16 protein-coding genes are annotated in these 13,976 nt (G+C 39.1%); 14 read left to right on the top strand and 2 right to left on the bottom strand.

The window, feature by feature from the left end:
- Nucleotides 1-58 precede the first annotated feature (58 nt).
- From ACIQ7T_RS17485 to fur, 3 genes are all read left to right on the top strand, one after another.
- Nucleotides 59-595, top strand: a complete 537-nt coding sequence (locus tag ACIQ7T_RS17485) for an NUDIX domain-containing protein (protein WP_370075052.1) — start codon at nucleotides 59-61, stop codon at nucleotides 593-595.
- Nucleotides 596-667: 72 nt separating this feature from the next.
- Nucleotides 668-1,180 carry a hypothetical protein gene (locus tag ACIQ7T_RS17480; protein ID WP_370075051.1) on the top strand — a complete coding sequence of 171 codons (513 nt, stop codon included), beginning with the start codon at nucleotides 668-670 and terminating at the stop codon, nucleotides 1,178-1,180.
- A 444-nt stretch (nucleotides 1,181-1,624) separates the two neighbouring features.
- The gene (fur, locus tag ACIQ7T_RS17475) at nucleotides 1,625-2,089 is read left to right on the top strand and encodes a ferric iron uptake transcriptional regulator (protein WP_132363163.1); all 465 of its coding nucleotides are present in this window, start codon (nucleotides 1,625-1,627) and stop codon (nucleotides 2,087-2,089) included.
- Between the two features lie 71 nt (nucleotides 2,090-2,160).
- Here the strand turns inward: fur and ACIQ7T_RS17470 are convergent, their stop codons facing one another.
- Nucleotides 2,161-2,853 carry a TcaA NTF2-like domain-containing protein gene (locus tag ACIQ7T_RS17470; protein ID WP_402872019.1) on the bottom strand — a complete coding sequence of 231 codons (693 nt, stop codon included), beginning with the start codon at nucleotides 2,851-2,853 and terminating at the stop codon, nucleotides 2,161-2,163.
- A 52-nt stretch (nucleotides 2,854-2,905) separates the two neighbouring features.
- On the opposite strand from ACIQ7T_RS17470, the gene ACIQ7T_RS17465 reads away from it, so the two are divergent.
- The 11 genes from ACIQ7T_RS17465 (at nucleotide 2,906) to ACIQ7T_RS17415 (ending at nucleotide 13,425) form a co-directional block, all read left to right on the top strand.
- The gene (locus ACIQ7T_RS17465; RefSeq protein ID WP_402872016.1) at nucleotides 2,906-3,544 is read left to right on the top strand and encodes a hypothetical protein; all 639 of its coding nucleotides are present in this window, start codon (nucleotides 2,906-2,908) and stop codon (nucleotides 3,542-3,544) included.
- A gap of 114 nt (nucleotides 3,545-3,658) precedes the next feature.
- The gene (gene xerD, locus ACIQ7T_RS17460; RefSeq protein ID WP_402872013.1) at nucleotides 3,659-4,561 is read left to right on the top strand and encodes a site-specific tyrosine recombinase XerD; all 903 of its coding nucleotides are present in this window, start codon (nucleotides 3,659-3,661) and stop codon (nucleotides 4,559-4,561) included.
- A gap of 85 nt (nucleotides 4,562-4,646) precedes the next feature.
- Entirely contained in the window at nucleotides 4,647-5,828 is a 1,182-nt protein-coding gene (deoB, locus tag ACIQ7T_RS17455; protein ID WP_402872010.1) for a phosphopentomutase, read from the top strand.
- 14 nt (nucleotides 5,829-5,842) lie between these two features.
- A complete protein-coding gene (locus ACIQ7T_RS17450; RefSeq protein WP_370075045.1) occupies nucleotides 5,843-7,093 on the top strand; it encodes a thymidine phosphorylase in 1,251 nt (416 codons plus the stop codon).
- A gap of 628 nt (nucleotides 7,094-7,721) precedes the next feature.
- Nucleotides 7,722-8,036, top strand: coding sequence for a hypothetical protein (locus ACIQ7T_RS17445; protein WP_402872007.1), 315 nt, complete (start codon nucleotides 7,722-7,724; stop codon nucleotides 8,034-8,036).
- Between the two features lie 186 nt (nucleotides 8,037-8,222).
- Nucleotides 8,223-8,576 (top strand): anti-sigma F factor antagonist, encoded by a 354-nt coding sequence (gene spoIIAA, locus ACIQ7T_RS17440; RefSeq protein WP_370075042.1) that lies wholly within the window; start codon nucleotides 8,223-8,225, stop codon nucleotides 8,574-8,576.
- The gene (gene spoIIAB, locus ACIQ7T_RS17435) at nucleotides 8,569-9,009 is read left to right on the top strand and encodes an anti-sigma F factor (RefSeq protein WP_370075041.1); all 441 of its coding nucleotides are present in this window, start codon (nucleotides 8,569-8,571) and stop codon (nucleotides 9,007-9,009) included. Before spoIIAA ends, spoIIAB begins: the two co-directional genes overlap by 8 nt.
- Nucleotides 9,010-9,019: 10 nt before the next feature.
- Nucleotides 9,020-9,811 carry an RNA polymerase sporulation sigma factor SigF gene (gene sigF / locus ACIQ7T_RS17430; RefSeq protein ID WP_370075040.1) on the top strand — a complete coding sequence of 264 codons (792 nt, stop codon included), beginning with the start codon at nucleotides 9,020-9,022 and terminating at the stop codon, nucleotides 9,809-9,811.
- A 15-nt stretch (nucleotides 9,812-9,826) separates the two neighbouring features.
- On the top strand, nucleotides 9,827-11,275 hold the full coding sequence (locus ACIQ7T_RS17425; protein WP_402872002.1) for a spore germination protein: 1,449 nt from the start codon (nucleotides 9,827-9,829) through the stop codon (nucleotides 11,273-11,275).
- A 256-nt stretch (nucleotides 11,276-11,531) separates the two neighbouring features.
- Nucleotides 11,532-12,851: a diaminopimelate decarboxylase gene (gene lysA, locus ACIQ7T_RS17420; RefSeq protein ID WP_370075038.1), complete on the top strand. Its 1,320-nt coding sequence runs from the start codon at nucleotides 11,532-11,534 to the stop codon at nucleotides 12,849-12,851.
- Between the two features lie 199 nt (nucleotides 12,852-13,050).
- The gene (locus ACIQ7T_RS17415; RefSeq protein ID WP_132363147.1) at nucleotides 13,051-13,425 is read left to right on the top strand and encodes a GNAT family N-acetyltransferase; all 375 of its coding nucleotides are present in this window, start codon (nucleotides 13,051-13,053) and stop codon (nucleotides 13,423-13,425) included.
- Here the strand turns inward: ACIQ7T_RS17415 and ACIQ7T_RS17410 are convergent.
- A complete protein-coding gene (locus tag ACIQ7T_RS17410; RefSeq protein ID WP_370075037.1) occupies nucleotides 13,419-13,925 on the bottom strand; it encodes a DUF309 domain-containing protein in 507 nt (168 codons plus the stop codon). The genes ACIQ7T_RS17415 and ACIQ7T_RS17410 overlap by 7 nt on opposite strands.
- Nucleotides 13,926-13,976 lie beyond the last annotated feature (51 nt).

The raw sequence follows: 13,976 nt of genomic DNA, 5'->3' as shown, positions 1-13,976 counted from the left end.
TTTCTCTACTTGTAATGGTACAATGAACATATCTGAAGAACAAGCGAGGTTATAGTCAATGAAAAAGTTTGAGGAAAAAACGACAAAGACTACACCCATTTATGACGGGAAAATTGTGAAACTACAGGTTGATGATGTCACTTTACCGAATGGTAATGTTGCAAAAAGGGAGATTATAAAGCATCCTGGTGCAGTTGCAGTTATTGCTGTTACCGATGAAGGAAAGTTAGTATTAGTGGAGCAATATCGCAAAGCTTTAGAACGATCAATTATTGAAATACCAGCTGGCAAGCTAGAACCTGGTGAGGAGCCGATTGAGACCGCGCGCCGCGAATTAGAGGAAGAAACAGGTTACGGTGCACAATGCTTAACTTATTTACAAGCGTTTGCAACATCCCCAGGCTTCGCAGATGAGATCATCCATCTATTTGTGGCAAAGGATTTATATAAAATTGAAAACAAAGCAGATCTAGATGAGGATGAATTTGTCGAATTATTAGAAGTTTCGTTGGAAGAAGCGGGGCAAATGGTTGCAGATGAGCGTATATTTGACGCCAAGACAGCATTTGCAGTACTTTGGCTTGCGGCACAATAAGAAAATATCTTTAGCATAATAGAAGCGGACGAGCATAAGCTGTACAAACCTTGATAGAAAAGGAGCATGTTTATGTCTCGTACGGTGTCTATATTTTATCACGCATCCATCATTGCTGTGAGTTTCGTTTGTGGCGTTATCTTATTTCATATTATTGGTGGGCCGAATGCAGAGCCTTTTATTTCATTTATAGAGCCTCGATTAACAAATGGGGACAGGCATTCTCTATTTCGTTTAGTGCTACCTGTTGCTGTTTCAATAGCGCTTGTATTATTGCTTGCAACACATAGTGTCCTGAAGGTTCTAGTACGTGTAACAGTGGCGATACGTGCTACCTTTTTTGGCTTTAGCTCCGTTTTTTTATTACAGAAGCTTGAAGCTTTCTGGGTTTATACGATTTGGTGGTTTCCATTTCAGCTTATCTATTGTATATTGTTGCTAAACCTATGCAATTTACTTGTGCCAGCTTGGTCAAAGAGAAAAATCGGGAAAATGATACATGGTCGGACAATTTTGTTGAATTTTATCGTATTTTTCATCATAATAGTGGCTGAGTTTGTTGTTATTTCTTATGTATTAAATTGATAAGTACAACATGAAAATGGCTCATCACCAAAGGTTGTGGATGGCATTTTGTTAAAACGTATACCTTTTATAAAGTTGATTGGAGTGAAGACTGGACGCCCCCAGGAAAGCGCCCAGTTAGAATGGAAATCAACCACATGTTATGGTGATGAGCTATGAAAATTTAACTTCTTTCAGCAATTTTTTCTGTAGCGAAAGCAAAGCGACAGCTACAATTGTTTTGTGTAACGTAAGTGAAACGGCAGTTACAATTTTTTTCTGTAGCGAAAGCGAAGCGTCAGCTACAAATGTTTACTGCGCGAAAGCGAAGCATCAGCGGCAATTATGCCGAGGCATAATTGATTATCAGGTAAAAACATACAAAAGCATATTCGAAATATACTCACTATCTTGTAATAGGATTTACTCCTTTGGTATAATGGAAAGAGTTTAGGGGGGCGTCACATGGAGAGCCGAATTGATCGTATAAAAAAACAGTTGCATAGTGCTAGTTATAAGCTGACGCCGCAGCGAGAAGCAACAGTTGCTGTACTGCTTGAGCACGAGGAAGACCACCTAAGTGCAGAAGATGTTTACCTTTTAGTAAAAGAAAAGGCACCGGAAATTGGTCTAGCGACTGTCTATAGAACGTTAGAATTACTAACTGAGCTCAAAATTGTCGACAAAATCAACTTTGGCGATGGCGTTTCGCGCTATGATCTACGCCAAGAGGGAGCTGCGCATTTCCACCATCATCTAGTTTGTATCGAATGTGGTGCGGTTGATGAAATTCAGGAAGATTTACTTGAAGATGTGGAAGCCGTTGTTGAAAAACGTTGGAACTTTATCATAAAGGATCACCGACTAACTTTCCACGGCATTTGCTGGCGCTGTCATGATAAAAACGACGAGGTATCAGAAGAAAAGTAAAAAAGATGTCCCAAAAAGTATTATGACTTTTTGAGACATCTTTTTTTATTAGCAAAATTTTGTTGTTTTATTTAATCCGAAATTTTATTTTTAATAACTTTTGAACGGTCTTTGATATCTGTAATACGTAACGTATCATTTGATAATTTCATTGTGTAACGTTTTTCGCACTGGTATGACCAAGTACCATCTTCAGTTTGATAGAAATCGAAAATTTCTGTTGAATCAAGAATGATTGTGGATGGATCAGTAGCATATATCTTGTCAATCATATTAGATTTGAAATCATAGGAATAGTAACCGAATGTGTTATGGTCGGTTACGAATTTACTGTAATCTTTACGTATTTGTGTACCTTCTAAAAAATAATCCTGAACATAACTAAAATCAGCATTTTCTAAAGCGTACTTGTAGTTATTACGGAAATCATAGAAGAGTGAACGAGCCGAGTCTTCATATTCAGATAAGAATGTTTGCGTTGCTATTTGATTTGCTTTTTTTTCTTCTTCAACTTTTTGTTTAGCCTGTACTGAGGTAAATTGAAGGTGATTTTCCGTATTATTCAGTGTAATAATTTCGGATTTTTCTTCTTGTCCATCTTGTCCTTTTTTAACAGAATCATCTAGCTTTGCAGCAAAAAGTTTAACATCTTGTGCTTTCTTTCCTGTACTTTTTCCGTTAATAAATACAATTGCATCTTCAATATCAGATGTAAGATGTATCTGATAATCAGCAAGATCTACGACTATCTTATCAATTGTCATATTTGGGTTTACTGCAATTTTAACTTATTTTAATAAATCTATTTTTGAAAAGTTGAGCTATCAAGTAAAATATGTCCAATATGCTATGTTTTCTGTAGCAATTACATGTATTGGGTTACTTATTAATTTCTTAAACATTTATTTTAGTTTGGATAAAAAGGGTTTAGAATCAGAATTGCCAGAGGGATTAGTTGGAACTGTTTCGATTTTTAGTAGTATTTATATGGGTACTTGGAATTGGATATGTACGTTTTTTTCAAAGCTACATCTGAATGTATTAAGTGATGGTTTGTCAGAGAGCGTATCTTACAGCCTTTTTGGGAACGATAAATCTGGTGTATATAATTTTTACTTTTTAAATAGTTTATTTGAAGAAGGTAAATTTTCGGTATTGCCTTCATTTATATTAGTACTAATCACGATCTTATTGATTGGTGCAGCAGGCTATATATTATATATTGTCCATCGTATGAATTGGAAAGAATGTTTGATTTTTGCCGGTATATTTACAGCGCTACAGTTGATGCTTATTTATTTTGTGAATATTCAGCTCGATTTTGAAGCTACCGGTAAAATAGTTCAGTTTTCATTTGCGTTTGAAATGATTGCAACAGTGTTACTTGTTTTTATCGTCTCTTTTGCAAGTTTTGCCGCTGGTGGTTTTTTGCGACAGTATCAATTGAAAAAATAAATAAACTGCCTCCCTTATGTTGAAAGTGAAGGGAGGTTTTTTTTTGTAGAGAAAGCATTTGGTTTATTGAACATGTTAATATGAAAGATAATAGATTGTTAAGGAGGCGCTGTGATGAATGAATTTCAATATGCAATAGAGGATTATATCCACTTTATCCAAGTAGAACGGCAATTATCTGATAATACATTAGCATCCTATCGCCGAGACTTAGAAAATTACGTGAATTTTTTGCGGGAAGTAGAGGGAATGTCTGATTTTCGTAAAGTGGAAAGGACGACCATTTTGCGTCATCTAGAGCAGTTGCGTATGCAAGGAAAGACAAGTCGTACTGTTGCCCGCCATATTTCCTCCATTCGCAGTTTCCACCAATTTTTACTCCGAGAAAAGCGAGCAGAAACAGATCCAACTGTCCATTTAGAAATGCCGACCATTGAGCAAAAGCTACCAAATGTCCTTTCTATTGAAGAAATAGAAGCTTTATTAGCGACACCAAATCGCAGCAAACCACAAGGCATTCGCGATGTGGCAATGTTAGAGCTATTATATGGGTCAGGAATGCGCATTAGTGAGCTGATTGCATTGGATTTAGCAGATATTCACTTAACAATGGGCTTCGTACGCGTTTTTGGTAAGGGTGGCAAGGAACGTATCATTCCCCTTGGAAAAAGCGCCCTTTCTGCATTAAGTACTTATTTAGATGGCGCACGAAGTCAATTACAAGGGAAATCTCCAAAAACAGAAGCTTTTTTTATCAATCAAAGAGGAAAACGTTTAACAAGGCAAGGTTGTTGGAAATTAATGAAGGAGCACGCTTTAAAAGCAGGCATCCAACATGAATTAACGCCACATACATTACGTCATTCCTTTGCAACACATTTAGTGGAGAATGGTGCGGATTTACGAGCAGTGCAAGAGATGCTTGGACATGCCGATATTTCCACAACACAAATTTATACTCATATTAGTAAATCACGACTATCAGAGGTTTATAAGCAATTTCATCCACGTGCTTAAGAGAAAAATTTATCGGTCGGAGGTCTGACCTTTATTTTTCGTTGTTTTTTGGTAAAATAGAGACATGAGATTAGGAGGCAAAATTATGAATAAACCATTTGAAAAAATCCATGTAGTAGTATTGGACTCAGTTGGAATTGGTGAAGCTCCAGACGCAGCGAATTTTGGAGATGTAGGTTCACATACTCTTGGACATATCGCTGAAAAAATGAATGGGCTTACAATGCCACATATGGAGTCTTTCGGCTTAGCAAACATTGAACCGTTACAAGGTATGCAAGCTACCGACAAACCAAAAGCATATTTCGGAAAAATGCAAGAAGCATCTGTTGGTAAAGATACAATGACAGGGCACTGGGAAATCATGGGTTTGAATATTGATAAACCGTTTAAAGTGTATCCAGAGGGATTCCCTGCTGAACTAATTGCAGAGCTGGAAGAACGTACAGGCCGCAAAGTTCTTTGCAATGAACCAGCAAGCGGAACTCAAGTAATCGAGGACTTCGGCAAGGAGCATATGGAGACAGGAGCGATTATTGTCTATACATCTGCTGACCCTGTTTTGCAAATTGCTGCACATGAAGAAATTATTCCACTAGAGGAATTATATAAAATTTGTGAAATTGCTCGTGAGTTAACATTACAACCAGAATATTTAGTTGGCCGTGTTATTGCTCGTCCATTTGTCGGTACACCAGGAAACTTCGAACGTACGTCTAATCGTCATGACTATGCGTTAAAGCCATTTGGTCGCACAACGATGAATGTCTTAAAGGATGCAGGCTTAGATGTTATAGCAATCGGAAAAATCTCTGATATTTTCAACGGTGAAGGTGTCACTGATGCAGTACGTACGAAAAATAATACGGATGGTATGGATAAGTTTGCAGAAGTAGTACGTCGTGATTTCCATGGTATAAGCTTCTTAAACTTAGTGGATTTTGATGCGAATTTTGGACATCGTCGTGACCCACTAGGTTATGGTAACGCACTACAAGAATTTGATACACGTTTACCAGAAATTACTGAGGCAATGACAGAAGATGATTTACTAATCATTACGGCTGACCACGGTAATGATCCAACATTCCCTGGGACAGACCATACACGTGAATATGTACCGTTAATTGTCTATTCACCACGTTTTAATGGTGGTAGCGAGCTAGCACTTCGTGAAACTTTTGCAGATATTGCAGCAACAGTTGCTGAAAACTTCAAAGTAGAAGCACCGGAGTTTGGTAAAAGCTTCTTAACAAATCTGAAGTAAGGGGGATTTTCGATATGAATATGGCGCAACTATTTGAAAAGAAAAAGCAAGGCAAGGAGCTATCACAAGCTGAAATTCAATATTTTGTAGAGGGTTACACTACTGGTGCAATTCCTGATTATCAAGCAAGCTCCTTACTAATGGCAATCCGTTTATTGGGTATGACATATGATGAAACATTTTATTTAACAAAAGCAATGATAGAATCTGGAGATGTTATTGATTTATCTTCTATCGAAGGTTTTAAAATTGATAAACACTCGACAGGCGGTGTAGGCGATAAAGTTACACTAATTGTTACGCCAATTATTGCTGCACTAGATATTCCAGTGGCGAAATTTAGTGGTAAGGGTCTAGGCATTACAGGTGGTACAATCGATAAATTAGAATCGATTCGTGGCGTTAAAACAGAGCTTTCATCACAAGAATTTATCGACAATGTCAATAAACATAAAATTGCAGTGGCTGGTCAAACAGGTAATCTTGTACCAGCTGACAAAAAATTATATGCATTACGAGATGTGACGGGTACTGTCGATTCCATTCCACTTATTGCCGCGTCTATCATGAGTAAGAAAATCGCAAGTGGTGCAGACGGCATTGTACTTGATGTTAAATGTGGCTCAGGCGCATTTATGAAAACAGAAGAAGAAGCGCAGGTTTTAGCTGATACGATGACTGCAATCGGTGAAAAGCTAGGGCGTAAAGTAGTTGCGCATATTAGTGATATGGATAATCCACTAGGTAAAATGATTGGCAATAAGCTTGAAGTAGTAGAAGCATTTGCTTTATTAAGTGGCCGTATGGACGAAACGCATGAGGATCTGCTTGAGGAATGTATTATTATTTCTTCGCTTATGTACCAAGTTGCAGCAGGTGTAAATGAGACTGAAGCAACAGCTGCTGTTAAACGAGTGTTAGAGGATGGTTCAGCAGCTTCAAAATTTGAAGAATTTATCGTAGCTCAGGGTGGCGATTTAGCAGATATCGTGCAAAAAGACACAGCAAATAAAGTAGCTATCAAAGCAACTACTGAAGGCACTGTAGGGACGATTAATGCTTTATTAATCGGGGAAGCTAGTGTTGGTCTTGGCGCAGGTCGATTAACTAAGGAATCTGAACTTGATTATGATGCTGGTATTCAATTGATTGCCAAAAAAGGCGACCATGTTCGTGCTGGCGAAACGATTGCTTATTTATATTCGAATAGTCAAATCGATGAGGAAACAATCGAAAAAGTACTGAAGGCTTATACAATTGCATAAATAATACGAAGCGAGAACTCTCTTTGATAAAGGGGTTCTCGCTTTTTTTTTGTTCTGTGGGAAGGCGGAGAGTCTTTGTGGCGGAAAGAAGAGGTTAAGCGGCGGAAAGGAGCTAAGGCGGCGGATGGATGAGGCGGAGTGACGGAAGGAATAGTCTGAGCGACGGAAGGAAGGGTCAAAGTGGCGGAAAGAAGTCAGAGCGACGGAAAGAATAGTCGGAGTGACGGAAAGAAGAGCCGGAGCGACGGATAGAGCAGCCAGAGTGACGGAAAGAAGAGCTGAAGTGACGGAAAGAAGTCAGGGCGACGGAAAAAAGAGCCGAAGAGACGGAAGGAATAGTCAGAGCGACGGAAAGAATAGTCTGAGTGACGGAAGGAAGGTTCGAAGCGACGGAAAGAATAGTCAGAATCGTGGATAGAACCGTCAAAGTCGTGGATAGAAGTGTCAAAATCGTGGATAGAGCCGTCAAAGTCGTGGATAGAAGGATCAAAATCGTGGATAGAACCGGCCAAGCGAAGGATAGAAATCAGAGCGACGGATAGAGCAGCCAAAGTCGTGGATAGAACCGACAGAATGATGGATAGAACAGCTAAATTCGTGGATAGAACCGTCAAAGTCGTGGATAGAAGTGTCAAAATCGTGGATAGAACCGGCCAAGCGAAGGATAGAAATCAGAGCGATGGATAGAGCAGCCAAAGTCGTGGATAGAACCGACAAAATGATGGATAGAACAGCCAAAGTCGTGGATAGAATCGACAAAGCGACGGATAGCAAAAAACATCGTGCTGTTGCTGCCGCTACGTTGCACAACGCTTTCGCACAGTCAAAACACGTTGCTGCCGCTTCGCTTTCGCGCAAAAAACATCTGTTGGCCCAAGCGGCTCATCGGATGCCCCCAGGAAATCGCCCAGTCGGAAAGGAAATCAACCTCACGTTATTATAAATTAAAAATTTTTGTAAAAAGAGTGCCTCACGTTTAAAAAATGTTGATTTATCCCATACTGCAATTAACCAAAAAAGCTATAAGTATGTCGATTTGACACTATTTCGGAAGACTTTGCACTAGTTCTGTCAGCCGCAAGGAATCACCACATTGAATGTGGAATTGCACGAGGAGGAGGCGATGTTCATGCATTTTCAATTAGAGATGGTAACAAGAGAGACAGTAGTTGTACGTTTATTTGGGGAGCTCGATCATCATGCAGTAGAGCAAATTCGAGCTAAAATTTCTACAGCAATTTTTCAAGGGGCTGTAACGACCATTATTTGGAACTTAGAGGGGCTTTCCTTTATGGATAGTTCAGGTGTAGGTTTAGTACTTGGTCGAATGCGTGAGTTAGAGGCAGTCGCAGGACGAACAATTTTATTGAATCCATCGCCGACAATGCGGAAAGTGTTTCAATTTTCAGGTTTAGGGCCGTGGATGATGAATGCAACTGAAGAGGAAGCGATTGATCGAGTTAGGGGGATTGTAAATGGATAACGAAATGACATTAACTTTTTTAGCAATTAGTGAAAATGAAGCCTTAGCGCGTGTAGCGGTAACAGGTTTTATCGCACAATTAGATCCAACAATTGATGAGCTATCCGAATTTAAAACGGTTGTCTCAGAGGCAGTTTCTAATGCCATTATTCACGGTTATGAAGAGAATGGTAAGGGTGTTGTTACAGTTCATGCAAAACGTGAGGATGATATTGTAACAGTGTCTGTTATGGATAAAGGTATGGGTATTGAGGATGTTAGCCAAGCGATGGAGCCGTTATTTACGACGAAAGGTGCGATGGAACGTTCAGGTATGGGCTTTACCATTATGGATAGTTTTTCAGATCAGTTGACAGTAATGTCCAAGTGGCAAGAAGGTACAACTGTCACGTTTACGAAGAAATTTTACTCAGTTCGCACACCGGTAATGTGAGGATGCGATCTTGAAGCCGCTAGAACAGTCGTCCGATAAGCTATTGTCACAGGGAGAAATGCGAGATTTAATTGCACGTGCACAGCAGGGCGATCATGAGGCTCGTAAACGAATGATTGAAGGAAATACGAGGCTTGTGTGGTCTATCGTCCAACGTTTTGCAAGCAGGGGCGTGGAGCTCGAGGATTTATTTCAAATTGGCTGCATAGGGCTCATGAAGTCTGTGGATAAATTCGATCTAACGTATGATGTTAAATTTTCGACATATGCTGTACCAATGATCATCGGAGAAATTCAGCGCTTTTTAAGAGATGATGGTATGGTGAAGGTTAGTCGATCTATTCGTGAGCTTAATTTTAAAATTCGTCATGCAACTGATGAATTCATTAAAAAAAATGAGCATCCACCAACCATTCATGAGTTAGCACAAGCTCTTGGTGTCACCTCTGAGGAAATTGTAACAGCTTCCGATGCATTAAGAGATCCTGCTTCCTTACATGAACAATTGTATGAGAGCGAAGGGGATTCTATTACATTAATGGATCAGATGAAGGACGAAAAATCTGAGCAGCCATTTGACTATATACCACTAAAAGAGGTGCTCACAAGACTTGAGCCTAGAGAGCAATCCATTATTTATTTACGGTATTTTTCAGATTGTACCCAAACTGAAATTGCTAACAGGCTCGGGATATCTCAAGTTCAGGTATCGCGATTAGAGAAAAAGATTCTTGCTCAATTAAAAAATTGGATGGCCACAAGTGCCACAGTTGAAGAGGAAGAAGTAAAAAAAGACATCTAAGAAAATGGTGACAGCATGACAGAAAAAGATAAACTTTTTAACAGCTTAGAAGAAGCCGAAAATTTTCTTAAAGAACAATTTGGTGACGGCGAATCATTTGACGTTAGTATTAAGCATGTATTTGTCAAAGATTTGCCGGTTCTTTGTGCATATATAAGCGGACTTGTGGATGGAATAGTGTTAACACAATTACTCTCTAATTTGTTGCCTGATGAGGACATTGATATTGAGGATGAAAAGGAGTATTTTGAAGCCTATTTCAATTACCAAGGCCGTTCAGAGGAAACTAAGCGTGAAGCCATTTTATTATCAATATTAAGTGGACAAGTTGCCTTTATAACGAAAAGTGGTTATGGCTATGTTGCTGAGATTCGAAGTTACCCAGGGCGTACCCCTGCGGAGCCTGACAATGAAAAGGTTATTCGTGGATCTAGGGACGGCTTTATAGAAGGTATTTCACAAAATGTTGCTTTGATTCGTCGGCGAATTCGCAATAGTAATTTACGTTTCGAGCTACATAAAATATCCGAAATCGGTCAAACCGATGTCGCGCTAGCGTTTATAAAGGGTATTGCGAGTGATGAAACGCTCGATAAATTGCGGCAGCGCATTAAAGAAATTAATCATGATGGCTTGACTATGACTGATAAATCATTAGAGGAATGGCTGTTTAAACAGAAGTTTCATCCAGTTCCATTTGTACGTTACACGGAACGACCAGATATTACCGCAGCGCATTTGCTTGAGGGACATATTGCCATTGTTGTCGATACGTCTCCTTCTGTCATTATTGTGCCAGCAACTGCTTTTCATTTACTGCAGCATGCTGAGGAGTACAGGCAGGCACCATCAGTCGGAACCTTCGTCCGTTTTATGCGCTATTTTGGAGCAATTATGGGTTTATTATTATTGCCTTTGTGGTATTTATGTGCGACGCACGGGATACATTTACCGGATGAGTTATCCTTTTTAGGGGCAAAGAAAAAATCACATATCCCACTGTTACTACAAGTACTTATTGGAGATATAGGGATAGAATTTTTGAGGATGGCCGCCATTCATACCCCATCACCTTTATCCACTGCGATGGGGTTAGTTGCCGGTGTAATTATTGGTCAGATTGCTATTGATGTTGGGGTATTCACGCCAGAAGTAGTGTTATATACAGCTGTTTCAGCTATTCTGACATTTATTATTCCGTCATATGAGCTCGGTATCTCCATTAAACTCTTTAGATTAGTGTTGTTAATCATGACTGGAATTTGGGGAGTTAATGGGTTATTTATCGGGATCTTTATATTATTTACGTATTTATGTTCATTACGTCCGATGCAAGCGCCATATTTATGGCCACTTATTCCGTTCTTTCCAACAGCGATGCTTCGCGTACTTGTCCGTTTCCCAATGACAGCAGATGCATTAAGACCTTATGTAGTCGATTCCGAACATCGAAAAAGATCATAGGAGCCGTTGCACTCGCTTTTTTCATGTGATAAAGTTCACATATAGTATTTTGTGATTTTTGCGAAAATTGTCTTCATTCATCAAAAGGTATACCACGACAAGGTGTTGGCATATATGTGATATTTGCCCCCGTGTACTGTTCGAACCCTTGTTGAATGAAGCAATACCTCAATAAGGATAGATTGCCTATATCCTTTCTAAAAAATGAGGAGCGATTTATCACAAGATGGAACGATGTGAAAAGGGAGAGATGCACATGCATTTATATGGAACACAAGCGATTTCTGAAGATGGTCATTTAACGATTGGACAGGTAGATACATTAGAACTTGCAAAAGAGTATGGTACACCTTTATTTGTGTATGATACAGCGCTTATTCGGAAGCGTGCACGCGGCTTTATTGATACGTTTAAAAAACTAGGTGTAAAAGCAGAAGTAGCTTATGCTTCAAAAGCATTTGCATGTGTAGCTGTGTACCAATTAGCGGCAGAAGAAAGTCTATCTTTGGATGTGGTCTCTGGTGGAGAATTATTTACAGCTTTAAAAGCAGGTTTCCCTGCAGAGCGCATTCATTTCCATGGTAATAATAAGAGTATTGCAGAATTAGAATTAGCCTTTGACTCGAAAATCGGTTGTATTGTCGTGGATAATTTCTATGAAATTCAACTTTTACAAGAAATCTCAGAGCGCCGTCAACAAAAAATGCGTATTTTATTACGTGTCACACCAGGTGTTGAGGCACATACGCATGATTTCATTACGACAGGTCAAGCGGATTCTAAATTTGGCTTCGACTTAAATAACGGTCAAGCAGATGAAGCTTTCCAACAAACTTTTAACCATGAATACTTAGAGCTTCTAGGATTACACTGTCATATCGGCTCACAAATTTTTGACACAGCGGGCTTTGGCTTAGCGGGAGAAAAACTAATTGATAAGATTTCTGATTGGAACAAGACTCACGATTTTACATGTACTGTGTTAAACTTAGGAGGGGGCTTCGGAATTCGTTATACTGAGGAAGATGCACCGCTTGAGCCACAAGTATATGTAGAGGATATGATTACAGTTGTAAAGAACAAAGCGACTGTACTTGGTCTAACTATGCCGGAAATTTGGATTGAACCAGGTCGATCACTTGTAGGCGATGCAGGAACATCACTTTATACAATTGGTTCACAAAAAACAGTACCTAATGTTCGTAAATATATTGCTGTCGATGGTGGTATGAGTGATAATATCCGTCCAGCATTATATGATGCGAAGTATGAGGCGGTCATTGCAAGTAAAGCAAATGAATCAAAAAGTGAAACATATACAGTGGCTGGTAAACTTTGTGAATCTGGCGATAAATTAATTATTGATGCTAAGCTTCAGGAAGCAGCTTCTGGTGATGTGCTAGCAATCTTCTGTACTGGTGCGTATGGATATTCGATGGCGAGTAACTATAATCGTGTACCACGACCAGCAGTTGTATTTGTAGAAAATGGAAAGCATCAATTAGCAATTCGACGCGAAAGTTATGAAGATATTGTACAAAACGATCTCCCGCTAACGTTAAAAAAGGGTGAGTAAATATGAGAAAAAACAAATGGGTATTACTAGCGTCCATTTCAACTTTTATTTTGTTGTGGGGCGTTGTCTATTGGGTATTGGCGTCTAAAGGTATTCTCGGACCTGGTTCGTAAGACAGAAATTGACTTGCGGTAAAAGTACAAATCGTGTAGGATAGTCAAAGATTATGTACAGCTAGAAAATGAGGGAATAGACAAATATGTTAATTCGATATAAAAAAGCTTTCGAGAAAATAGCAATGGGGCTACTCTCGTTTATGCCTAACGAAAAAGACATAAAAAAGCTCAAAGAGACAATCCACTCCTATGAAAATGATGATAATTGGGTTTTATATTTATGGAAAAAGAACGATGAGTATGTAGGCATTGTTGGACTTGTAACAGACAGTAATAATATAGCTATGATTCAACATGTTTCCGTTGTCCCTTCTTATAGAGGCGAGGGTGTTGCGAAGGAAATGTTACAGGAAGTAGCAGACCTTGGCCAGTATGAAAGTGTGCGTGCAACAGAGGAAACACGTAATATTGTTCAAAAATGTATAAATTGTATCGATGAAGAAGCAGACGATCATTGACGTCTGCTTTTTCTTTGTTTGCTTTCTTGACGCTCTGCAAGAATATGTGAGCGATCTCGAAGCATATGTTTATGAAGAAGATAGTTAGAGTTACTTGGTGGTAAAATCTGTATGCGAGCGAATACTAATTCCTCTAATATGGCTGAAAGAGGAAGTTGAAATGTTTGAAAGGACTTGCCCTTTTGGGTAGCAGAAAGTGAATCTGTTAGTTGTGTTAGTAGAATTTCGTAGTCGATTTCGTCAAAAAAGATGTGGCCCATATTATGTTGAAAATTATGGAGTGCTTTTTCTAATATTCGCGCAGCACCAATAAAATTGTCACGTCGCCAATGATATAAACCTGTTGCGAGCTGTACGTATCCAACGAGAGGGTGCTTTTTATCACCTGGAGCAATATCCTTCCAGTATTCTTCAAGGACTTCATGGCATTCAAAAAAATCTTGATTACCATTGAAAAAAGCACAATAGTCGATAAATAAAGTGTGATGCTGTGGATGCATTTTGGACTCCTTTCTACTATACTAAAAGAACATAGAATCTCAGGGTGGTAA

The organism is Lysinibacillus sp. NPDC096212 (assembly GCF_044763105.1).
Lineage (GTDB): Bacteria > Bacillota > Bacilli > Bacillales_A > Planococcaceae > Lysinibacillus.
This window is presented reverse-complemented; position numbering and strand designations above follow the sequence as displayed.